Consider the following 20,390-nt stretch of genomic DNA (forward strand, 5'->3'; position numbering starts at 1 on the left):
GGAGTTGCGTCATGATCCCGTTCGCCTGCGCCGCCCTTGCCTTGCCCGCCTTCACCCTGCCCACCTTCGGCTCCTGCGGCATCGCCGAGACCGTGCTCGTCGTCGAGGACGAGATCATGGTCTGCGAACTTGCCGCCGAGGCGCTCCTGGAGGAAGGCTATCGCGTTCTCACCGCCTCCGACGCGGACGAAGCGGAGGGCATCCTGGCCCGTGAGCATGTCGATCTGCTCTTCACCGATATCGATCTGGCCCGCAACACGAACGGCATCGCCCTGGCCCACCGCGCGCGGCGGGTTCGCCCCGACCTGCCCGTGGTCTATACCTCGGGCGGACGCGGCCACCTCGCCCATGGCGATGCCGTGACGGACTCGGTGTTCGTGCCCAAGCCCTATCGCCTCAGCGCCCTCGTGGCCCTGGCCAACGACATCCTGCGCTCGCCCGACCACCACGCCTGAGCGCCAGCCCCCGGACCCCGCCCCATGCGCAACCTCCTCGCCGCCCTCGCCCTCCTGACCGTCTGCACGGGCGCCGCTTCCGCGTGCGACGTGAAGGCGGCCAAGCTCGAGGAGGCCATCGCCGCCAAGAGTCAGCTGCGCGAGGCCGCCAACAAGCAGACCGTGCGCGACCTGCGCACCCTGCGCGACGCGGCCATCGTCCTGGAGACCTACCAGTTCGGCTCCGAGTGCGAGCGCCTCGTCGAGATCGTCAAGACGCTGGCCGCCAATCCGGCAAAGACCATCGAGCGCGGCGGCGACACCGACGAGGACAAGGCCGAGGAGGTCCTCGAGACCCGCGAGCCGAAGGCGCCCCCGGCCGAGGCCGCCGCGCCGAAGGCGAACTGATCACCGACGCCCACCGGCCGTCGCGTCCCGTGCGGCGGCCGGGGCGCGACGACCGCGCCACGCACGTTCCTCGCACCGTGGTCCGATCCGTCGGATGGCGCGTTGACGGGCGACCGCACAATCCCAAGGACAGCGCATCGTATGGCCACGGACATCCTCACCCGCGAGGCGGGCATCGCGCATGCCGCCAACCGGCTCCCCTCCGTGATCGTCGACGACTACAACAGCGAATTGAAAGCCGACGACGGGTTCGTCGGTGACAAGGTCTCGAAGAAGGCGTTTCGCGAGATCCTGGAGAGATGGCGGGAGACCCTGCGCAAGGTCGGGCCCGATCCGTTCGGCGACAAGCCGAGCGCCGAGCTCAGCAAGAAGGCCCTCGACCGGGCCCTCGAGGGGACCGATCCCCTGACCTCCGGCCTGGTCTTCAGCGCCATCGAAGATTTCGCCCAGGAACTCGCCGGCGTGGTCCGTCGCTTCCTGCGCCAGAAGGGATGGCGCGACACGGAAGGCCTCGTAGTGGGCGGCGGCTTCAGCGACAGCCGCGTCGGCCACCTCGCCATCGCCCGGGCGGGCGTGATCCTGCGGGCGGGCGGTCTCGACCTGACCCTGGAGCCGATCCGTCACCATCCCGACGAAGCCGGCCTCATCGGCTCGGTTCACCTCGCGCCGGCCTGGATCTTTTCGGGCTACGACAGCCTCCTCGCCGTCGATATCGGCGGCAGCAATATCCGTGCGGGCGTGGTGGTGACGAACCTGCGCAAGGCGCCCGACCTGTCGCGCAGCGCCGTCTGGCGCTCGGAGATCTGGCGTCATTGCGACGAGGACCCGGCCCCCAGCCGCGACGCGGCCGTGGACCGGCTCATCGCCATGCTGACGGACCTGATCCGCCGGGCCGAGCGGGCCAATCTCGCCCTGGCGCCCTTCATCGGCATCGGCTGCCCGGGCGTGATCGCGGCCGACGGGACCATCGACCGCGGCGGCCAGAACCTCCCCGGCAACTGGGAAGCCGACCATTTCAACCTCGCCGAGCGCCTCGTCGCGGCGATCCCCCGGGTCGGCGGACACGCCACCATGGTGGTGATGCACAACGACGCCGTCGTGCAGGGCCTGAGCGAGGTACCTCACCGGACCGACCTGGCCCGCTGGGGCATCCTGACCATCGGTACCGGGCTCGGCAACGCCCGCTTCACCAACCGGAGCGCGGACGAAGTCGGCGCCTAGCGGCCGCGGCCCGCCCGGGCGAGCTTCTGAGCGATCCGCCCCCGCAGGTCCTCGGGCAGTTCGATGTCGACGAGCCGCCACGTCCATCCGCGCAGGCGCAGGCGCAGGCGGAACTGTCGAGCCCGCGTCGCTTCGGGCGGCACCGGAATCACCACCGTGCGAAAGCCGCGCATCTGGGAGGAGAGATAGAACGGCACGAGCCGATGCAGATTCTCGACGTGCAGTCCGGGCTTCCCGGACTCGCGGCGTCCCGAGGGTGCGACATCGGACGGGGTGACGGGGGACGCTTCGCCCGAGCCGGCCTCGGGCGGTCCGAGGTCGATGGATTGCGGCCAGCCGTCGTCGAGCAGGTCGACCACCGTCCGGGGCGTCACCAGAGATTCGGCAATGGGGATCGCCAGGGCCACGAGGGCGTCGGTGACACGCTGGCGCTCGCGCGGTTCTGTGCCGTCCGTGTCGCCGCGTGCCTGGGCGGCGGCGGCCACCTGCCGGATCACCGAGAGCCGCAGGGTGCGGAAATTGACGTGGCGTTCGACATAGGCCGCATCGTGCGCCTGCACCGCGCGGGCGAGGTCGTAGAGCGCCCAGAACGGCGTCAGGGTGAACACGAACCAGGCGAGCGCCAGCACGACGGGAATCGACCACCAGCGCATGGGCGGGCGACCTTAGGCGCGAGCCGGAGGAGTGGCGGGGCTCACGCCGGGACACACCAGTCGGTCAGGCCGCCGAACGCCGCGACGACGCCTTCGTAGACCGGCCGCTTGAACGGCACGATGAGGTCCGGCAGTCCGCCCATGGGCTCCCAGCGCCAGGCGTCGAACTCGGAGGGGTGGGCACCCCCGCCGGGCGCGGCCACATCGATCTCGCTGTCGTCGCCGAGGAAGCCGAACGCGAACCACTTCTGGGTCTGCCCGCGGTAGCGGCCCTTCCAGGCCTGCTTCATCACGTCGGGCGGAAGATCGTAGGTGAGCCAGTCGGGAGCTTCGGCGAGCAGCCGGACGGAGCCGGGCGTGACGTTGGTTTCCTCGTAGAGTTCGCGCAGGGCCGCGTCCTGCGGCGCCTCGCCGGGATCGATTCCACCCTGCGGCATCTGCCAGGCCCGCCCATCGGCGACATGCTCCGGGCCGGCATCGGCGCGGCGCCGCCCGATGAACACGAGGCCGGTGCGGGCGATCAACGTGATGCCGACGCAGGCGCGGTACGGCAGGTCGAGGCCGGTGTCGTTCGAAGAGGCTGTCATCGGCGCGACCATAGGGCAGGCCGTCCCCGTGCCGCAACGCACGATGGCGGTACCGCGTGACGATTCGTCCGGTGCTCTTCAGGGCGTGGCGCTGGTGAGGCGGGTGCCGGCCGGTCCGCGCAGGGCGACGCTCACGGGCACGAGGCGGATTCCCCTTGCTTCGAGATCCCGCGACCAGCGCGCGATCCGGTCGATGGTCATCGGCAGGGCGGTGGCCGAGACGAGGACGAACCCCTTGGCGCGCGCCTGCGCCTCGGCCCGGGCGAGTTCGCGGTCGATGGCCTCGGGCCGGGGCAGTGCGTCGAGGACGATCTCGGCCCGGGCCGTGGGTACCCGAGCCTTGGCGCCGAGGGGGGCGGCGAGGGAGCGCGGCGAGGTGCCGTCGTCGACGTAGCCGAGACCCCGCGCGGCGACCTCGCGCAGGACCGGCTCGAAGGCGGCGGCATCGCTGGTCAGCTTGGCACCCATGTAGTTGACGATGCCGATGAACCCCGAAAACCGGCTCATGGCCCAGGCGAGGCGGTCGATGTTCTCCGGGGTCCGGGCGGTGGTGAGCAGGGTTTGCGGTCCCGGATCGCTGTCGGGATAGTCGAACGGCTCCATGGGCGCCTGGAGCAGGGCCTCGTGCCCGGCCTCGCGGGCGCGGGCGACGGTGCGCTCGAGGTCGCCGCCATAGGGGGCGAAGGCGAGGCTGACCTCGGGCGGCAGCCGGGTGATGGCGCTGGCGGTGGCGGATTGGCCGATGCCGAGGCCCGAGACCAGGATGGCGATGCGTGGGCCGGTGAGACCGGGATCGGGCCGGGCATAGATGTCGAGGGCGCGGACCCGGCCCTCGCCGAGGCGGGGGATGGCGCCATGGCGCCCGCGCTCGACCAGGCGGGGATCGGGGGCGGAGGCCAGCTTCACGGGCGCGGCATCGGGGACACGGATCACCACCGCCTCGCTCGGTGCGTTGCCGCCGCCAGCCCGCACGACGGTGACGCCGGACGCGGTCTCGACCGCATCGGCCGAACGCTGGGCCGCGACGGGTTTTTCGGGTGCCGGGATCGCGGCCACCGGCGCGGGCGACGGTTCCCGCAAGGCGATGGTGGCGATGGCCACGGGCTCGCCCCCCTGCGGATCGCCGGTGGCGACGAGGATGCTGACGCCTGCGACGACGCCGAGGACCAGCAGACCCACCGTCATCCTGGGTGTCGGACGCAGGGCGGCCAGCGCTCGAACCCGCTCACCGGAAGTGGGCTTCGCACCGAGCGGCCGGGTCAGGATGTCGTCGGAGGCCAAGCTCAGCCGCTTCCCTCAAGGGTGGGGGCGAGATCGGGGGCCGCGTCCCGAACGAGAACGGCCCCCCACGTCGGTTCTGAACCGACATTGGGGGCCGTCATGGTTAACGTTCCCCTAAGGGACGCATGTCCTCCGGCTCAGTTCGGTACGGCCGCCTTCGGCGTGTTGGCCGCACCCTTCTGGATGCCGCGCAGGAAGTCGAAGGCGGCGGTGAGCTGCTTGTCCTTGGCCGGGTCCGGCGGGACGTAGGCGGAGGATCCGCCGCGCTCCTCCGTATCCTTCTGCTTGAGGTGGCCCTTGAGGCCGGCCTCGCCCTTCGTCTCGTCCTTGCCCTTCAACTCGTCGGGCACCTCCTGCAGGACCTCCTGGTCCGGCTCGATGCCCTTGGCCTGGATCGAGCGACCCGACGGCGTGTAGTAGCGCGCCGTGGTCAGGCGCAGCGCCCCGCTGCCGCCCAGCGGAATGATCGACTGCACGGAGCCCTTTCCGAACGAGCGGGTCCCGAGCACCGTGGCGCGCTTGTGGTCCTGCAGGGCGCCGGCCACGATCTCGGACGCCGAGGCCGATCCGCCATTCACCAACACCACGATGGGCTTGCCCTTGGTGAGGTCGCCGGATTTCGCCGAGAACCGCTGGGTCTCGTCGGGGTTTCGGCCGCGCGTCGAGACGATTTCGCCGCGATCGAGGAACGCGTCGGAGACCATCACGGCCTGGTCGAGGAGGCCACCGGGGTTGTTGCGCAGGTCGAGGACGTAGCCCTTGAGCTTGTCGGCGCCGATCTCGGTGTTCAGCTTGTCGATGGCCGCGCGCAGGCCGTCGAAGGTCTGCTCGTTGAACTGGGTCAGGCGGACGTAACCGACATCGCCCTCGGCGCGCGAGCGCACGGGCTTGATCTTAATGACGTCGCGGTTGAGCACGACCTCGATGGGGTCCTTCGACTCCTTGCGGCTGATCTTGAGCTTGACCGGCGAATTCACCGGACCGCGCATCTTGTCGACGGCCTGATTCAGGGTGAGCCCCTGGACCTGATCCTCGTCGATCTGCGTGATCACGTCGTTGGAGAGGATGCCGGCCTTGGAGGCGGGCGTATCGTCGATGGGGGTCACGACCTTGATCAGGCCGTCCTCCATGGTGACCTCGATGCCGAGGCCGCCGAACTCGCCGCGCGTCTGCACCTGCATGTCGCGGAAGCTCTTCGAGTCCATGTAGCTCGAATGCGGATCCAGCGACGTGAGCATGCCGTTCACGGCCGCCTCGATGAGCTTGGCCTCCTCGGGCTTCTCGACGTAGTCGGTGCGAACCTTCTCGAACACGTCGCCGAACAGGCTGAGCTGACGATAGGTTTCGGCGGACGCCGCCACGGCGCTGGTCCCGGACAGCAGGCGGGTCTGGGTCGCGACCATGGAGGACCCGACGCCGAGGAACGCGCCGAGGAGAACGAGTGAAACCTTGCGCATTATCCGCGAACCTTCTCACTGGGGCTTTTGGCCCACCAAGGCTCCGGATCGATGGAGCCGCCGTCTTTTCTGAACTCGACGTATAGCATCGGATCGGTGCCGGCCGGGGCCGCACCCGCGCCGCCCTCGCCCATGGCCGCCACGGGCTCGCCCGCCAGGACGAACTGGCCGACCTCGACGTCGATCTGATCCATCCCGGCCAGCAGCAGATAGTAGCCATCGCCGGCATTGATGATCAAGAGTCGTCCGTACGAGCGAAACTGCCCGGCGAACGACACCCACCCATCGGCCGGAGAGGAAACCACGGCCTTGGGCCGCGTCGTGAGCGAAATGCCGCGGGTGGTCCCGCCGTTCCCGTCCGGTTGATTGAAGCCGCGCGTGAGGGCGCCGCTCACGGGCCGGGGCAGATCGCCGCGCGTATCGACGAACCGGATCTTGGGGGCGAGACGCGCCGGATCGCGGGCGCCGGCGGCGGCGAAACGCTCCTGGGTGGCGCGCGCGTCGCGGGTCTCGGCCGCCCGGGCCTCGTCCGCCGCCCGCCGCGCGGAGGCGACCTCGCCTTCCATCCGGTCCAGCAGTTCCTTGAGGCTCCGGGCCTGGACGCCGAGCTCGGCGGTGCGCATGCGCTCGGTGGCTAGGCCGCCTTCGACCTCCGCCAGGCGCGTGCGCCGGGCGGCGATGAGACCGTTCAGGCGCTGCTGTTCGCGGGCCCAGCCGGCCAGATCGGTCTTCAGGCCCTCGCGATCGGCGGCGATGAGCCCTTTCAGGCGCACGAGTTCGGTGAGATCGGCGGCCAGAGTCTCGGCCTCGCCGCGCAGTTCGGGCACGACGGCGCCCAGCAGCATCGAAGTGCGGATGACGGCGAGCACATCCTCGGGCCGCACCAGCACGGCCGGCGGCGGCCGGCGCCCCATGCGCTGCAGGGCCGCCAGGATCTCGGCGATGACGCCGCGCCGCCCATCGAGAGAGCGCCGGATGGCCGCCTCGGAGGTACCGAGGGTCTTCAGGCGCTCTTCGAGGCGGGTCATCCGGTCCTCCGTCGCCTGGGCCTGCCGGGCGGCATCGAGGAGGGCGATGTTGAACTTGGCCCGATCACCGCCGATGGAAGCGATCTCGGCCTCCAGCTGAGCCTTCGCGCCCGTGGACGCGGCCAGCGCCTCCTCGATGCGCCTCAGGTTCTCGGCGCGGCGGTTCTTCTCGTCGAGGGCCTTCTGAATCGCGTCCGGCTCGGCGACGGCAGCCTTCGCCCCGGACTCCTGTGCGATCGTGGGCGCGGCCATGGACAGGGTGGCCATGCAGACGCCGGTCAGGACCAGGGCACGCGGACCGTGCCCTCCCCTCTTCGCCGCCGTGCCTGCCCCGCGCGCCGTCATCGTTCGTCGAGGTTTCCACGGTGATAGGGATGGCCGGCCAGGATGGTCAGTGCCCGATACACCTGCTCCAGGGCCAGGACGCGCACAAGGCCATGCGGCAACGTCGCCGCCCCGAAGGAGAGGGTGAGGTCGGCCCGCGCTCGAACGGTCGAGTCGAGGCCGTCGGCGCCGCCGATGACGACGACGAGGCTCGGCCGCGCGGCGTCGCGCCAGGCAGCGACCCTTTCCGCATAGCTCTCGCTGCCGAGGTCGGCACGTCCACGTTCGTCGTAGACGACGAGGGCCGCGCCGTTCGCCTGCGCCAGGAGGGCAGCGCCCTCTTCCGCGCAACGGTCCTGGGGGCGTCGGGCCCGGCTCTCGGGGATTTCGAAAATCTCGCAGGCGGGAAACCCGAGGCCACGCCCGAGCTGAGCCGCCCGTTCGCGGTAGCGTGCGGCGAGATCACGCTCGGGTCCGGCCTTCAGGCGGCCGACGGCGGCGACGAGCAGGCGCACGAACCGCGGCCCGACCCGAACTCACTCGGCGAGGGCGACGCTGGGAAGATCGGCGGCCGGGCGGTCGGCGCCCCACATCTTCTCGAGGTTGTAGAAGCCGCGCACTTCCGGGCGGAAGATGTGGACGATGATGTCGCCGGCATCGATCAGCACCCAGTCACAGGCCGGCATGCCCTCGACCCGGGCGGAACCGAGGCCCTTGGCCTTCATGTCCTGCAGGATGCGGTCGGCGATGGCGCCGACATGACGCTGCGAGCGCCCCGACGTGATGATCATCGTATCGGCGAGCGAGGTTCGGCCCATGAGATCGATCTCGATGGTCTCTTCCGCCTTCATGTCCTCGAGGCAATCGAGGGCGAGTGTTTTCAGGCTGCCGATCTTACGGTCGGCGTCGCTGTCGGAACCCGAAGTTCCGTGGTGGGCCGCGTCGTTCAGCGTCTCGGTTCCTGCAATGGCCATCATCATGGGGTGATCGTACCCCGAAAGTGTGCCGCAGGGAACGTTCCAGTTGCGTGTTCGGTAAATCGCCCCCTCGCACACCCTTACGCCGGCATTTGTTGCCCCCTCAACCTTTGGCACGCAGGGCGGTGGAGGACAGATGGGAGCGTGGACCGTGCAGGAAGACCCAGGCCGGGGGGGGTAGGTCGGCGATGAGCCCGGCATCCGATTCGTCGATGCGCCAGCGACCGAGCGTCTGCGCGGCGCGGGCGGTCAGACTCTTCAGGGTGAAGCCGGGCCGGTCGATGATGGCGATGGGCATGGTCTCGGCGATTTCGTGGAACCCGGCCCAGCGATGAAATGTCGCGAGGCTGTCGGCCCCCATGATCCAGACGAAGCGCGCGGCCGGGTGTCGTTCTTTAAGATACCGCAGGCTCTGCCGGGTGTAGCGGGCGCCGATCCGGCTCTCGAAGGCCGTGACCGCGATGCGCGGATGGGCGGCGATCGCCTGGGCGGCGGCGACGCGGGCGGCGAGGGACGCGAGGTCGGCCCGGTCCTTCAGGGGATTGCCGGGGGTCACCATCCACCAGACCCGATCCAACCCGAGGCGGCGCAGGGCGACGCGGCTGACATGCCGGTGCCCGAGATGGGCCGGGTTGAAGGATCCGCCGTACAGGCCGATCCGCAAACCGGGACAGGCCGGGGGCAACCGGACCGGCCCCGATACGTCAAGGCGCATCGAGGCCGGTCGAGGGTAGGCGACCGCCGGGACGGATCAAGGACGCGTCTGCCCGCTTCCGTGGACCCGATACTTGAAGGTGGTGAGCTGCTCGACGCCGACGGGGCCGCGCGCGTGCATGCGACCGGTGGCGATGCCGATCTCGGCCCCGAACCCGAACTCGCCGCCATCGGCGAACTGCGTCGAGGCGTTGTGCACGACGATGGCCGAATCGACCTCGGCCAGGAACCGCGTCGCCTCGGCGCGGTCGGCGGTGACGATGGAGTCGGTGTGGTGGGAGCCGTAGGTCTCGATATGGGCGATGGCAACCTCGAGATCGTCGACCACCCGCACGGCGATGATGGCGTCGAGGTATTCGGTGCGCCAGTCGGCCTCGGTGGCGGGCGTCACCCGGGCATCGACGGCCTGCACGTCGGCGTCACCGCGCACGGCGCAGCCGGCCTTGATCAGCATGGCGACGAGGGCCGGAAGATGGGTCCCGGCGCAGGCGCGGTCGACCAGCAGAGTCTCGGCGGCGCCGCAGATGCCCGTGCGGCGCATCTTGCTGTTGAGGACGATGGTGCAGGCCATATCGAGCTCGGCGCCGGCCGCGACGTAGACGTGGCAGATCCCGTCCAGGTGGGCGAAGACCGGCACCCGGGCCTCGGCATGGACGCGCTCCACGAGGCCGCGTCCGCCGCGCGGCACGATCACGTCGATGCAGCCCTGCAGGCCGGACAGCATGGCGCCGACGGCGGCCCGGTCGCGGGTCGGCACGATCTGGATCGCATCCGCCGGCAGACCGGACTCCTCCAGGCCAGCCCGCATGGCCCGCGCGATGGCCATGGCGGTGCGATGGCTGTCGGACCCCGCCCGCAGGATCGCGGCGTTTCCGGCCTTGAGACACAGGGCACCGGCATCGGCGGTGACGTTGGGCCGGCTCTCGAAGATCACGCCGATGACGCCGAGCGGCACGGCGATGCGCTCGATGAGGAGGCCGTTGGGGCGCTCGAAGGCGGCCACCTGGCGTCCGACGGGATCGGGCAACGCGCCGATCTTCTCGACGGCGTCGGCGATGGCGCCGAGGCGGGCGGAATCGAGGGTGAGCCGGTCGATCAGGGCCTGGGTCTGGCCGGCGGCGCGGGCCGCCTCCACGTCCCGGGCATTCTCGGCCAGGATCTCGACCTGCGCCCCGCGCAGGCGCTCGGCAATGGCGCGGAGCGCGATATCCTTGGTCTGGGCCGGGGCCAGGGCGATGCCGCGCGCGGCGGCGCGGGCGCGCTGGCCGATGGCCTGCATCTCGCCCGTCAGATCGGGAGCCTGGAAATCGGTACGCAGGTTCAGAACGGGCACGGCCTTCATCCTCGCGGGCCGTCGCGCGATCCGGCGCGCCCGCCTGTTGTCCCGCCCGTCATCGCACGCGGGATACGGGTGAAACAAGCGGGACGCATGACAACCCGGCTATTCACCCACCATGGCGAGGTCGTCGCGGTGCACCATCTCGGCGCGCCCGGGATGGGTCAGGAGATCGGCGATCTCGCGGCTCGGCCGGCCGATGATCCGGACCGCCTGATCGCTGTCGTAGGCCACCAGGCCACGCCCGAGGGTCCGCCCGGCGGCATCGCGGATCACCACGGCATCGCCGCGCCCGAACCCGCCCTGGATTCCGGTGACGCCCACCGGCAGCAGGCTGGCGCCGCCCTGGAGCGCGCGGGCGGCCCCGTCATCGACGATGAGGATGCCGCGCGGCTCGAGGGACCCGGCGATCCAGGCCTTGCGCGCGGCGATCGGGTTGGAGCCCGACAGGAACCAGCTGCAGCGGCCGCCCTTCAGGATGGTGCGCAGGGGATTCTTCTCGCGGCCATCGGCGATGATCATGTGGGTGCCGCCGCTGGCGGCGATCTTGGCCGCCTCGACCTTGGTCCGCATGCCCCCGCGCGAGAGGTCCGACGCCGGCCCGCCGGCCATGGCCTCGATCTCCGGGGTGATGCGCTCGATCACCGGCAGGTGCCGGGCCTGCGGATCGGTATGGGGCGGCGCCGTGTAGAGGCCGTCGATGTCGGAGAACAGCACCAGCACGTCGGCGCCGATCATGGTGGCGACACGGGCGGCGAGGCGGTCGTTGTCGCCGTAGCGGATCTCGCTGGTCGCCACCGTGTCGTTCTCGTTGACCACGGGTACGGCGCGGACTTCGAGGAGCTTGAGCACCGTGGCGCGGGCGTTGAGGTAGCGCCGGCGCTCCTCCGTATCCTGCGGCGTCACCAGGATCTGGCCCGCCGCGATGCCGTGGTGACCGAGGGCCTCCGACCAGTGCCGGGCAAGGGCGATCTGGCCCACGGCCGCCGCCGCCTGGCTCTCCTCCAGGCGCAGGGTGCCGGGCGGATAGCCCAGAACCGTGCGCCCGAGGGCGATGGCACCCGACGAGACCACGAGCACGTCGGCCCCGCGCGCCTGCAGGTCGGCGATGTCCTCGGCCAGGGCCGCGAGCCAGGCATGGCGCAGGCGGCCGCGCGCGCGGTCCACCAGGAGCGCGGAGCCGACCTTGAGGACGATGCGGCGGAAATCCTGGAGGTTGGGTGTCATCACGTCCGGGGCCATGCGGACGTGATGTCGGTTTGTCCGAAATCATCGCCCTTGAACAAGAGCGGGAGGGCAGTGTGTTTTGCCACTGCATACGACATGCAATCGCCGAAGTTGAGCCGTGCCGAATGCCCACGCCCCTTGCGGAAACGGACGAAGGCTTCGCAGGCGCGTTCATACATTTCGATAGCGAAACCTAGTACCGTGATCGCCGGGCGGCTCGCGAACCCACGTAGAAAATCCGTCACCGCATCGGGAATCCGCGATTCGAGAACCATGCGCGCCTCGACCAGGGTCGGCGTTCCGACGACCGCTCTGCGATGCGCGATGAGACGGTTGAAGTCCCACTCCTCGGGCTCGCTCAAGGCGATGGCGACGATCGCCGAGGTGTCGAGGGCGATCATAGGGGCAGGCCGAACTCGTCGTACATATCCCGATGATCGGATGTGGCACCCGGACGTTTGTTGGCGGACGCTTTTCTCGCCAAGGCGCGAAGCGCGTCGAACTCCGCCTGTTGGCTCGGCGTGAGTTCATCGCGGGGATCGAGCTTGGCACCGAATTCCCGCAGGGCCCGTAGCACGACGTCCGTGACGCTGGTGTCGAGGCGCTCGGCAAAATCCGAGGCCAGAGCATGGGCCTCGTCGCTACGGATGTTCAATTGCTTGGTCACGGCAAGCCTCCGCCTGCTAGCTAAAACGACCGCAATGCTAGCATAACATGGAAGGTCCGTCGTTCAGGGCTGCCACGCCTCGGCCGGCTGCGCCTCGGCTTCGGCGCGCTTATCGTCGTCGATGGAGCGGGTGATCGCTCGCAGGGCGTCCTGCACGCCGAGACCCGTGGCCGAGGACAGGATCAGCGGCGTCTTCTTCGAAGCGCGCTTCAGACGGGCGACCTGCTCCTTGAGCGTATCGGCATCGACCACGTCCGCCTTCGACAGGGCGACGATCTCGGGCTTGTCGATGAGCCCGCCGCCGTAGGCTTCGAGCTCTTTCCGCACGAGCTTGTAGGTCTTGCCCGCATGCTCGTTCGTCGCCTCGACGAGGTGGAGCAGAACGCGGCAGCGCTCGACATGGGCCAGGAACCGGTCGCCGAGGCCGACGCCGTCATGGGCACCCTCGATGAGGCCGGGAATGTCGGCGAGCACGAATTCCCGCTCGTCGGAGCGGACGACACCGAGGCCGGGATGCAGGGTGGTGAAGGGATAGTCGGCGATCTTCGGCTTGGCCGCCGTCACGGTCGCGAGGAAGGTGGACTTGCCCGCGTTGGGCAGGCCGACGAGGCCCGCATCGGCGATGAGCTTCAGGCGCAGCCACACCCACTGCTCGTGCCCCTCCAGGCCCGGATTGGCATGCTTCGGGGCGCGGTTGGTCGACGTGGTGAAGTAGGCGTTGCCGAAGCCGCCATTGCCGCCCTTGGCCAGGCGCACGCGCTGGCCGACATGGGTCATGTCGGCGATGAGGGTCTCGCCGTCCTCGGCGATGATCTCGGTGCCCGCCGGGACCTTGAGCACCACGTCGGCGCCGTTGGCGCCGTGGCGGTTCGAGCCCATGCCGTGCTCGCCCTTCTTGGCCTTGAAGTGCTGCTGATAGCGATAGTCGATGAGGGTGTTGAGCCCATCGACGCACTCGACCCAGACGTCGCCGCCCCGGCCGCCGTCGCCGCCGTTGGGCCCACCGAACTCGATGAACTTTTCGCGCCGGAAGGCCACGCATCCGGCGCCACCGTCGCCGGAGCGGACATAGACCTTGGCTTCGTCGAGGAATTTCACGGTACTGCTCGTCTCACTTGATCGTCTCGGACACGCGAAGCGGCCTCGCGGGTCGGTTCCGGCGGGATGCCGGTGTCAGGTGCCATGGCGACGGCATTGTCCGTCGAGGTTCAGGTACTGGATACTCCGAAGCCCCGCCTCGAACCATGTTTCGGCGGATTTGGCGCCTTCGTATCCGTATAGGACGATGCGGATGGCGTCGTCCGGCGAGATCAGATTGGGCGGGGCTCCCGCCTCCAAGGTCCAACGCGGCGGCGGCGCGTCGTCACCACCGAAGGCGATGCGCGTCCCGTCCGCCTCGATCTGGTTCATCTGAGTGAACGCGGCAGCGTCTCCCGCGCCAGCGACGGCAAACGTGAACCCGACTTTCGGGGCGCGGCCGACGAAGTTGTAGAACTCGCAATACAGCGTCGGCATCGCGGGTCTGGCCGCGACTTCGACGGGTGCGGGCTCGGGGAGAGGGTTCGAGCCAGGCAGCAGCACGAAGGCGGCAAGCGCGGCTGCCGCCAGGGCCGCCGCAAAGGAGACCGCGAGGGTACGCTTCATCGCCTCGACCCCATCGCTGCGGGCGGAGCCTCAGAGTCGCTCACGAAACTCCCGATCACGGCCGGTTCTCGCCTTGAGCGCGACGGCGCAGCGGGGATTTCGTGGGAGACGCCTCGTCCGCCTCAGACGACGAAAGGGAGGATGGATGCCCATCCTCCCCCACGCATATCCCGGTCGGTCGGAAACCGGCCGATCAAAAAACGCTACTCGGCGGCTTCCTGCAGCGGCACGACGGTGACGAAGGCGCGACCGCGCTTCGTCATGAACAGCACGCGGCCATCGGCCTTGGCGAACAGGGTGTGGTCCGTGCCGATGCCGACGTTGGCGCCGGGGTGCCACTTGGTGCCGCGCTGGCGCACGATGATGTTGCCGGCGATGACGGCTTCCGAACCGAACTTCTTCACGCCGAGGCGCTGGCCGGCGGAATCGCGGCCGTTGCGGGACGAGCCGCCTGCTTTTTTATGGGCCATTGTGGCTTACTCCGAAATCTCGAAAAACGATCCGACCGTCAGGCGCTGATGCCGGTGATGCGCACCACCGTGTGGTGCTGGCGGTGGCCCCGCTTGCGGCGCGAGTTCTGACGGCGGCGCTTCTTGAAGGCGATGACCTTCGCGTCGCGGCCATGGCTGACGATCTCGCCGGTGACGCTGATGCCCGAGAGCAGCGGCGCGCCGATCTGGGTGGCTCCGGCGCCGTCGGCGAAGAGCAGCACGTCCCCGAAGGTCACGGTGGAGCCGGCTTCGCCCTCGAGGGTGGCGATCGTGATGGTGTCGTTGGCGGCAACGCGATACTGCTTGCCGCCCGTCTTGATGACTGCGAACATCGTTCTCTTTCGTGTTCTCTGCCGGCCTCCAGTTCACCGTCAGGTGAACCTGGACCGTCTTCTTGTTCAGGTCATCCGCGACACCGGGTCGAGCCGGGCGCGAACGCGAAACGCGCGGACTTCGTCGAGGAAGCCGCGCATTGCGCCGGTGCATAGGCGCCGAAGGGGTGATTTGTCAATGCGATGACGCCTCGGAGCGCAGAACTCGGGGCCGATCTACCGCTTCGTCAGTCCTCCCAGCACATTGCGCAGAATCGCGTTCCCCACTTCCGTGCCGACCTTGCGCGCCATGGAGCGGGCGGCATTGCCGATGACCTGTTCGGCGAGGCTCTGCGGGGGGCGGCGCCCCTTGCCGGCGGGTTTGGACCCGAAAACACCGCCCAGCAGCCCACCGAGCATGCCGGTCAGCCCGCCCTCGGATTGCTGAGCCGCTTCGGCCGGAGCGGCGTCCAGTCCCTTGCGCTTGGCCAGGATCTCGTAGGCGCTCTCGTTGTCCACGGCCGCGTCGTACTTCCCCCGCACCGGACTGTTCGCCATGAGGGCTGCGCGCTCGGCCGGGGTGATGGGGCCGACGCGGCCCTGGGGTGGGGCGATCAGGGCCCGCTCCACGAAGGAAGGCGTCCCCTTTGCCTCCAGAAAACTCACCAGGGCCTCGCCGACGGCGAGTTCGGTGATCGCTTGCGAGACATCGAAGGCCGGGTTCTGGCGGAACGTCTCGGCCGCCGCCTTCACCGCACGCTGGTCGCGGGGTGTGAAGGCGCGAAGCGCATGCTGCACCCGATTGCCGAGTTGGCCGAGGACCGATTCGGGGACGTCCAGCGGGTTCTGGGTCACGAAGTAGACGCCGACGCCCTTGGAGCGGATCAGGCGCACCACCTGCTCGACGGCGTCGAGCAGGGCCTTCGGCGCATCGTCGAACAGCAGGTGCGCCTCATCGAAGAAGAACACCAGCTTGGGCCTGTCGAGGTCTCCGACCTCGGGCAATTGCTCGAACAGCTCCGACAACATCCACAGCAGGAAGGCGGCGTAGAGCCGGGGCCGCTGCATGAGCTTGTCGGCGGCCAGGATGTTGACGATGCCGCGCCCGTCGCGGTCGGTCTTCATGAAGTCGTTGAGGTCGAGGGCCGGCTCGCCGAAGAACTGGTCGGCACCCTGGTTCTCCAGCATCAGGAGCTGGCGCTGGATCGCGCCGACGCTGGCGGCCGACACGTTGCCGTACTGGCCCGAGATCGCCTTCAGGTTCTCGGAGACGTAGAGGAGCAGCGCCCGCAGGTCCTTGAGGTCGAGGACCGGCCATTGGTTGTCGTCGGCGACCCGGAAGGCGATGTTGAGCACGCCCTCCTGGGTGTCGTTGAGTTCGAGCAGCCGGGCCAGGACCAGGGGCCCCATCTCGATCACCGTGGCGCGGATCGGATGCCCCTGGTCGCCGAACAGGTCCCAGAACACCACCGGGAAGCGGTCGGGCTCGTAGGACATCCCCAGTTCCTCGGCGCGCTTGACGAAGTGGGGCTTCGATTCACCCGCCGCCGCCAGTCCCGAGAGATCACCCTTGATGTCGGCGGCGAAGACCGGGACGCCGGCATTGGAGAAGCCCTCGGCCATCACCTGCAGGGTCACGGTCTTGCCGGTGCCGGTGGCGCCCGCCACGAGGCCGTGGCGGTTGGCGAGCCGCAGGGTCAGCGCCTCCGGCTTGGTGCCGCCCCCCTTCAGGAGGCTTTTCCCCACCAGGATTGTGCCGTCGTCCCGCATGATCGCCGCTCCCGAAACTGAAAAGCGGCGTGCCGCCCCGCTCACCTCGGTTATGCCGCCCGGGCGCGGCATTTTCCAGCGACCAGGATTCCCGTGACCGGGACCCGACGCGGGTCCGGCCCTTGATTTACGCGCGGCGAGGCGGGACAGACAAAATCCCGAACGCCCTGGAGCGACCCGAGATGGAAGAGTTGATTGCCCGCGTCACCACCGTGACCGGCCTGGACGCTGCGACGGCCCAGACGGCCATCGGCCACATCCTGGCCTTCCTCCAGAAGGAAGGGCCCGCCACCGAGGTGAGCCAGCTCCTCGCCGCCCTTCCGGGCTCGGAGACCGCCATCGCGGAGTCCAATGCGGGCGAAGGCGGTGGCGGCCTGATGGGCATGCTCGGCGGCATGATGGGCGGCGGCGTGATGGCGCTCGGCCAGAAACTCATGGCGGCGGGCGTGCCCATGGGTCAGATGCAGCCGCTCGGCCGGGAGCTGTTCGCCTACGGCCGCGAGACGGCGGGCGAGGACGTGATGGGACCCATCGTCGGCTCGATCCCCGGCCTGAACCAGTTCGTCTAAGCCCTTCCGGCTTTTCTTCGGCGGCTACCCATGCGGCAGCCGCCGAAAAAGTCCCGGCTAAGTTCCTCAAGTCTCTCTCTCACAACATGAATCCGTGTCATAAAAGCGTGCGCACCGCATGGTGATGTGGCCTCCCGACGGCGCGAGGCCGGGGGCTCCGGGGTGAGCCCGCCTCGCGGTCCCGACAGGCGGATTCGACCATGGTCCCGAACTTCGCGCGAGAGGCGTCCGCGGCGTGGCTCACCGGCTGGGAGACGCATGTCCATGCGCCCTTCGTCCGGATGAAGCAGAAGCGCGGCGAGACCGGCCTGTCGGGACTGCCCGGCTTCAACGGGCGTGCCCTGATCCCGCCCGGCGCCGTGCCGATCCGGTTCAAGCCGCGTCTGAAGAAGCCCCTCCCCGCACCGGGCCTCGATCCGAGCCTGGGACGCATCGGCAACCTCGAAGTGCGGCTGGCCACCTCCGTCTCGGAGATCCGCCGGGCCCAGCGCCTGCGCTACCGGGTATTCTTCGAGGAGATGCAGGCGGTGGCCACCGGCCTGTCCCTGCTGTCCCGCCGCGATATCGACGCCTACGACACGGTGTGCGACCATCTCCTCGTCATCGACCATGCCGCCACGGACGAGACCCCGTTCCGGCGCCCGCGCCCCAAGGTGGTTGGCACCTACCGTCTCCTGCGTCAGGACACGGCCGACCGGCATTTCGGCTTCTACACGGCGGGCGAGTACGACATCGCGCCGCTCCTCGCCGCGCATCCGGGCAAGCGCTTCCTCGAACTCGGCCGCTCCTGCGTGCTGAAGCCGTACCGGACCAAGCGCACGGTGGAACTGCTCTGGGCCGGCATCTGGGCCTACGTGCAGCACCACCGCATCGACGCCATGCTCGGCTGCGCCAGCCTGGAGGGGACGGACCCGGAGCGCCTCGCCCTGCCGCTGAGCTTCCTGCATCACCATGCCCGTGCCCCCGAGGGCTGGGGCGCCCGAGCGCTGCCCGGGCGCTACGTCGCCATGGACCGCCTCGCCCGCGAGGCCGTGGACCCGAAGGCGGCCCTCCAGGCCTTGCCGCCCCTGATCAAGGGCTACCTGCGCGTCGGCGCCACCTTCGGCGACGGCGCCGTGGTCGATCGCCAGTTCGGCACCACCGACGTGTTCGTGGTCCTGCCGGTCTCGGCCATCGCGGCACGCTACATCGACCATTTCGGGCCTGCGGCGAACCGTAGGGCGGCGTAGGGCCAGCTTCGGCCACGCGGGCGCCGTATCCCTCCGGCAACCCGATGCCTCGGGCCGGAGGGTGGGGACGGATGCGAGGGTATCGATACGAGGCGCTCGACGGCGTGCGCGGCCTCGCCGCCCAGGCGGTGGTGTTCACCCATGCCGTCGAGATGGCCTTCCTGCCCGCCCACGGGACCGGGGCCGGCGTCACCGGCTGGATCGGCCGGGCCTCGGTGATGCTGTTCTTCGCCCTCAGCGGCTTCGTCATCGCCACGAGCCTCGGCCGCCTGGCGGACCGGGACGGGCGCCACCTCGTGCCCTACGCGGTCCACCGGGTGGCCCGAATCGTCCCGCCCCTCGTCTTCGCCATCATCGTCACCTTCGCGGTCGGTGCCCTCGGGCGGGCGGGCCTGCCGCTCCTGACCCGGTCGGGCGAACCCTACGACATGGGCGTCCTGGCGTTCCTGCGCGGGATCACCCTGACCTTCGCGCCGAGCGACGCGACCTTCGTCATCGACAACCCGCTCTGGTCCCTGCGCCAGGAGGTCTACCTCTACGCCGTGGCGGCCTTCGCCAGCCTCGCCCTCGTCGGGCACGGGGTCCGGCGGGTCCTGGGCGCCGCCCTCGCCGTGGGGCTGATCGTCGTCACGGCGAACCGGTTCTTCTACCTCCAGTCCCTGGCCCTGTTCGGGGCCGGCGCGGCCGCCGCCGGGTTCGGCGGGCATCCGGGCCTGCGCCGGATCGCGGCCTCACCGGCCCTCCTGCCCGTCGCCGGGCTGGCCCTGGCCGCGCCCCTCGCCTTCGTCGGCCAGCCCGGATTCGTCGACGGCATGAGCGCGTGGGGGCCGTTCCTCGCCTATCAGGCGGCTTTGGGCTTGCCCCTCGGCCTCTGCCTCCTCGGTCTCGCGATCGACGAGAGCTCGATCGCGCGGGGCTTCGCGGCCTGCGCGGGCGCGGCGGCGTTCTCCTACACCCTCTACGTGGTGCACATGCCGATCCTGGTGCTGGTGTTCTCCCTGCGGGCCCATCTCGGCTGGGCGCCGGGCTGGACCGGCAGCGCCGCGACCCTGGCGGTGGCGTGGCTCGGGGCCCAGGTCGTGGCCATCACGGCCGCCCGTTCCCTCGAACGCCCGAAGGCGGCACGTGCCGCCCTGTTCCGTCTGCTCGGCCGAATCGGCTGGACGGGCACGCTGTCGAGGTCGGCCTAGCTCCCGTCGGCGCGCGCATCCGCCACCAGGGCCGCCAAGCCCTCGCGGTAGGTGGGATAGGCCAGATCGACGCCGAGTTCCTCGCGGATGAGCCGGTTCTTCACGCGCTTGTTCTCGCCGTAGAAGCTGCGCGCCATCGGGCTCAGATCGGCCGTCTCGAAGTCGATCTCCGGCGGCAGGGGCAGGCCCGCCAGGGCGGCGGCGTATTCCGTCACCACCTGCGGCGGCGTCGGCGCATCGTCGGTGACGTTGTAGACCGCCCCGGCGCGGGGCCGGTCGAGGGAGGCGAGCAGGGTCGTGGCGATGTCGTCCACGTGGATGCGGTTGAACACCTGCCCCGCCTTGATGATCCGCTGCGACTTGCCCTCGCGCAGCTTGACGATGGGGTTGCGCCCCGGTCCGTAGATTCCGGCGAGGCGGAACACCTGCACGGGCTTGCCGGACGTGCGTCCGAGATCGAACCAGGCCGCCTCGACGGCGAGGCGCCCATGCGAGCGGGCACTGGTCGGGCGCGGCGCCGTGGCCTCGTCGATCCAGGCGCCCTGCTGGTCGCCGTAGACGCCGATGGTCGAGAGGTAGCCGATCCAGCCGATGCGGCTGTTGCCGATCGCGTCCGCGTAGCGGCCCAGCACCGTGTCGCCGTCGCGGCCGGGGGGAGCCGAGACGAGGAGCACGTCGGCGTCGGCGAGGTCAGCGGCGATGCGGTCGTCGTCGCCCTCCGGGCCGAAGGTTCGAAGGGCGACACCGTCGAGGCCGGCGCCGGCCCGCGACGGATCGGTGACCGTGGCGCGGACCTGCGCGAACCGCCCGGAGGCCCGTTCGACGAACCGGCGCGCGGTGAAGCCGAGGCCGAAGACGAAGAGGTTCATGGG

General features: G+C 69.9%; 24 protein-coding genes. 6 read left to right on the forward strand and 18 right to left on the reverse strand.

The features are described 5' to 3' along the window. Nucleotides 1-11: 11 nt before the first annotated feature. The 3 genes from ASF28_RS02160 (at nt 12) to ASF28_RS02170 (ending at nt 2,063) form a co-directional block, all read left to right on the forward strand. On the forward strand, nt 12-455 hold the full coding sequence (locus ASF28_RS02160) for a response regulator (RefSeq protein WP_056087046.1): 444 nt from the start codon (nt 12-14) through the stop codon (nt 453-455). A gap of 24 nt (nt 456-479) precedes the next feature. Further along, on the forward strand, nt 480-842 hold the full coding sequence (locus tag ASF28_RS02165) for a hypothetical protein (protein WP_056087048.1): 363 nt from the start codon (nt 480-482) through the stop codon (nt 840-842). 141 nt (nt 843-983) lie between these two features. Continuing rightward, nucleotides 984-2,063 carry an ROK family protein gene (locus ASF28_RS02170; protein WP_056087050.1) on the forward strand — a complete coding sequence of 360 codons (1,080 nt, stop codon included), beginning with the start codon at nt 984-986 and terminating at the stop codon, nt 2,061-2,063. On the opposite strand, the gene ASF28_RS02175 is transcribed toward ASF28_RS02170, so the two are convergent. The 17 genes from ASF28_RS02175 to ASF28_RS02255 form a co-directional block, all read right to left on the reverse strand. Then, complete coding sequence (locus ASF28_RS02175) at nt 2,060-2,716, reverse strand: DUF2939 domain-containing protein (protein WP_056087053.1); 657 nt, start codon at nt 2,714-2,716, stop codon at nt 2,060-2,062. The two genes, ASF28_RS02170 and ASF28_RS02175, sit on opposite strands and share 4 nt — an antisense overlap. 41 nt (nt 2,717-2,757) lie before the next feature. After that, nucleotides 2,758-3,315, reverse strand: a complete 558-nt coding sequence (locus ASF28_RS02180; protein ID WP_157085276.1) for an RNA pyrophosphohydrolase — start codon at nt 3,313-3,315, stop codon at nt 2,758-2,760. A gap of 66 nt (nt 3,316-3,381) precedes the next feature. Next, nucleotides 3,382-4,590, reverse strand: coding sequence for a divergent polysaccharide deacetylase family protein (locus tag ASF28_RS02185; RefSeq protein WP_056087056.1), 1,209 nt, complete (start codon nt 4,588-4,590; stop codon nt 3,382-3,384). A 131-nt stretch (nt 4,591-4,721) separates the two neighbouring features. Beyond that, the gene (locus ASF28_RS02190) at nt 4,722-6,041 is read right to left on the reverse strand and encodes a S41 family peptidase (protein WP_056087059.1); all 1,320 of its coding nucleotides are present in this window, start codon (nt 6,039-6,041) and stop codon (nt 4,722-4,724) included. After that, entirely contained in the window at nt 6,041-7,336 is a 1,296-nt protein-coding gene (locus ASF28_RS02195; protein WP_056091070.1) for a murein hydrolase activator EnvC family protein, read from the reverse strand. The genes ASF28_RS02190 and ASF28_RS02195 overlap by 1 nt, the downstream gene beginning before the upstream one ends. A 74-nt stretch (nt 7,337-7,410) precedes the next feature. Further along, entirely contained in the window at nt 7,411-7,908 is a 498-nt protein-coding gene (rlmH, locus tag ASF28_RS02200) for a 23S rRNA (pseudouridine(1915)-N(3))-methyltransferase RlmH (RefSeq protein ID WP_056087061.1), read from the reverse strand. A gap of 21 nt (nt 7,909-7,929) precedes the next feature. Then, on the reverse strand, nt 7,930-8,367 hold the full coding sequence (gene rsfS / locus ASF28_RS02205) for a ribosome silencing factor (RefSeq protein WP_370692839.1): 438 nt from the start codon (nt 8,365-8,367) through the stop codon (nt 7,930-7,932). A gap of 106 nt (nt 8,368-8,473) precedes the next feature. After that, nucleotides 8,474-9,085 carry a nicotinate-nucleotide adenylyltransferase gene (locus ASF28_RS02210; RefSeq protein WP_056087064.1) on the reverse strand — a complete coding sequence of 204 codons (612 nt, stop codon included), beginning with the start codon at nt 9,083-9,085 and terminating at the stop codon, nt 8,474-8,476. Between the two features lie 36 nt (nt 9,086-9,121). Next, complete coding sequence (locus ASF28_RS02215) at nt 9,122-10,417, reverse strand: glutamate-5-semialdehyde dehydrogenase (RefSeq protein ID WP_056091076.1); 1,296 nt, start codon at nt 10,415-10,417, stop codon at nt 9,122-9,124. Between the two features lie 108 nt (nt 10,418-10,525). Next, entirely contained in the window at nt 10,526-11,647 is a 1,122-nt protein-coding gene (proB, locus tag ASF28_RS02220) for a glutamate 5-kinase (protein ID WP_056091079.1), read from the reverse strand. Beyond that, a complete protein-coding gene (locus tag ASF28_RS02225; protein WP_056087067.1) occupies nt 11,647-12,048 on the reverse strand; it encodes a type II toxin-antitoxin system VapC family toxin in 402 nt (133 codons plus the stop codon). The genes proB and ASF28_RS02225 overlap by 1 nt, the downstream gene beginning before the upstream one ends. Beyond that, nucleotides 12,045-12,314 carry a type II toxin-antitoxin system VapB family antitoxin gene (locus tag ASF28_RS02230; RefSeq protein WP_056087070.1) on the reverse strand — a complete coding sequence of 90 codons (270 nt, stop codon included), beginning with the start codon at nt 12,312-12,314 and terminating at the stop codon, nt 12,045-12,047. Before ASF28_RS02230 ends, ASF28_RS02225 begins: the two co-directional genes overlap by 4 nt. A 63-nt stretch (nt 12,315-12,377) precedes the next feature. Further along, nucleotides 12,378-13,412 (reverse strand): GTPase ObgE, encoded by a 1,035-nt coding sequence (gene obgE / locus ASF28_RS02235; protein WP_056087071.1) that lies wholly within the window; start codon nt 13,410-13,412, stop codon nt 12,378-12,380. Between the two features lie 75 nt (nt 13,413-13,487). Next, nucleotides 13,488-13,958, reverse strand: a complete 471-nt coding sequence (locus tag ASF28_RS02240) for a hypothetical protein (RefSeq protein WP_056087074.1) — start codon at nt 13,956-13,958, stop codon at nt 13,488-13,490. 203 nt (nt 13,959-14,161) lie between these two features. Then, nucleotides 14,162-14,428 carry a 50S ribosomal protein L27 gene (rpmA, locus tag ASF28_RS02245; RefSeq protein ID WP_056087076.1) on the reverse strand — a complete coding sequence of 89 codons (267 nt, stop codon included), beginning with the start codon at nt 14,426-14,428 and terminating at the stop codon, nt 14,162-14,164. A gap of 38 nt (nt 14,429-14,466) precedes the next feature. Beyond that, nucleotides 14,467-14,781, reverse strand: a complete 315-nt coding sequence (gene rplU / locus ASF28_RS02250; protein WP_056087079.1) for a 50S ribosomal protein L21 — start codon at nt 14,779-14,781, stop codon at nt 14,467-14,469. Between the two features lie 216 nt (nt 14,782-14,997). Then, a complete protein-coding gene (locus ASF28_RS02255; protein ID WP_056087081.1) occupies nt 14,998-16,530 on the reverse strand; it encodes a helicase HerA-like domain-containing protein in 1,533 nt (510 codons plus the stop codon). 182 nt (nt 16,531-16,712) lie between these two features. Between ASF28_RS02255 and ASF28_RS02260 the strand changes: the two genes are divergently transcribed. From ASF28_RS02260 to ASF28_RS02270, 3 genes are all read left to right on the forward strand, one after another. Next, a complete protein-coding gene (locus ASF28_RS02260; RefSeq protein ID WP_056087084.1) occupies nt 16,713-17,099 on the forward strand; it encodes a hypothetical protein in 387 nt (128 codons plus the stop codon). A gap of 200 nt (nt 17,100-17,299) precedes the next feature. Further along, nucleotides 17,300-18,328 (forward strand): GNAT family N-acetyltransferase, encoded by a 1,029-nt coding sequence (locus ASF28_RS02265; protein WP_056087087.1) that lies wholly within the window; start codon nt 17,300-17,302, stop codon nt 18,326-18,328. Between the two features lie 71 nt (nt 18,329-18,399). Continuing rightward, nucleotides 18,400-19,518, forward strand: a complete 1,119-nt coding sequence (locus ASF28_RS02270; RefSeq protein ID WP_162239969.1) for an acyltransferase family protein — start codon at nt 18,400-18,402, stop codon at nt 19,516-19,518. On the opposite strand, the gene ASF28_RS02275 is transcribed toward ASF28_RS02270, so the two are convergent. Beyond that, nucleotides 19,515-20,387, reverse strand: a complete 873-nt coding sequence (locus ASF28_RS02275) for an SDR family oxidoreductase (protein WP_056087092.1) — start codon at nt 20,385-20,387, stop codon at nt 19,515-19,517. The genes ASF28_RS02270 and ASF28_RS02275 overlap by 4 nt on opposite strands. Nucleotides 20,388-20,390: the final 3 nt, after the last annotated feature.

The organism is Methylobacterium sp. Leaf99 (assembly GCF_001422375.1).
Taxonomy (GTDB): Bacteria; Pseudomonadota; Alphaproteobacteria; order Rhizobiales; family Beijerinckiaceae; genus Methylobacterium.

What these genes read in the sequence shown, in the direction of transcription:
- ASF28_RS02260 (WP_056087084.1), top strand. Translation starts at nt 16,713, where the DNA reads ATGGAAGAGTTGATTGCCCGCGTCACCACCGTGACCGGCCTGGACGCT.
- ASF28_RS02175 (WP_056087053.1), bottom strand. Translation starts at nt 2,716, where the DNA reads ATGCGCTGGTGGTCGATTCCCGTCGTGCTGGCGCTCGCCTGGTTCGTG.
- ASF28_RS02270 (WP_162239969.1), top strand. Translation starts at nt 18,400, where the DNA reads ATGCGAGGGTATCGATACGAGGCGCTCGACGGCGTGCGCGGCCTCGCC.
- rsfS (WP_370692839.1), bottom strand. Translation starts at nt 8,367, where the DNA reads ATGGCCATTGCAGGAACCGAGACGCTGAACGACGCGGCCCACCACGGA.
- rpmA (WP_056087076.1), bottom strand. Translation starts at nt 14,428, where the DNA reads ATGGCCCATAAAAAAGCAGGCGGCTCGTCCCGCAACGGCCGCGATTCC.
- ASF28_RS02180 (WP_157085276.1), bottom strand. Translation starts at nt 3,315, where the DNA reads ATGGTCGCGCCGATGACAGCCTCTTCGAACGACACCGGCCTCGACCTG.
- proB (WP_056091079.1), bottom strand. Translation starts at nt 11,647, where the DNA reads ATGACACCCAACCTCCAGGATTTCCGCCGCATCGTCCTCAAGGTCGGC.
- rplU (WP_056087079.1), bottom strand. Translation starts at nt 14,781, where the DNA reads ATGTTCGCAGTCATCAAGACGGGCGGCAAGCAGTATCGCGTTGCCGCC.
- ASF28_RS02160 (WP_056087046.1), top strand. Translation starts at nt 12, where the DNA reads ATGATCCCGTTCGCCTGCGCCGCCCTTGCCTTGCCCGCCTTCACCCTG.
- ASF28_RS02225 (WP_056087067.1), bottom strand. Translation starts at nt 12,048, where the DNA reads ATGATCGCCCTCGACACCTCGGCGATCGTCGCCATCGCCTTGAGCGAG.
- ASF28_RS02240 (WP_056087074.1), bottom strand. Translation starts at nt 13,958, where the DNA reads ATGAAGCGTACCCTCGCGGTCTCCTTTGCGGCGGCCCTGGCGGCAGCC.
- ASF28_RS02275 (WP_056087092.1), bottom strand. Translation starts at nt 20,387, where the DNA reads ATGAACCTCTTCGTCTTCGGCCTCGGCTTCACCGCGCGCCGGTTCGTC.
- ASF28_RS02255 (WP_056087081.1), bottom strand. Translation starts at nt 16,530, where the DNA reads ATGCGGGACGACGGCACAATCCTGGTGGGGAAAAGCCTCCTGAAGGGG.
- ASF28_RS02170 (WP_056087050.1), top strand. Translation starts at nt 984, where the DNA reads ATGGCCACGGACATCCTCACCCGCGAGGCGGGCATCGCGCATGCCGCC.
- ASF28_RS02190 (WP_056087059.1), bottom strand. Translation starts at nt 6,041, where the DNA reads ATGCGCAAGGTTTCACTCGTTCTCCTCGGCGCGTTCCTCGGCGTCGGG.
- ASF28_RS02165 (WP_056087048.1), top strand. Translation starts at nt 480, where the DNA reads ATGCGCAACCTCCTCGCCGCCCTCGCCCTCCTGACCGTCTGCACGGGC.
- ASF28_RS02265 (WP_056087087.1), top strand. Translation starts at nt 17,300, where the DNA reads ATGGTCCCGAACTTCGCGCGAGAGGCGTCCGCGGCGTGGCTCACCGGC.
- ASF28_RS02210 (WP_056087064.1), bottom strand. Translation starts at nt 9,085, where the DNA reads ATGCGCCTTGACGTATCGGGGCCGGTCCGGTTGCCCCCGGCCTGTCCC.
- ASF28_RS02195 (WP_056091070.1), bottom strand. Translation starts at nt 7,336, where the DNA reads ATGGCCACCCTGTCCATGGCCGCGCCCACGATCGCACAGGAGTCCGGG.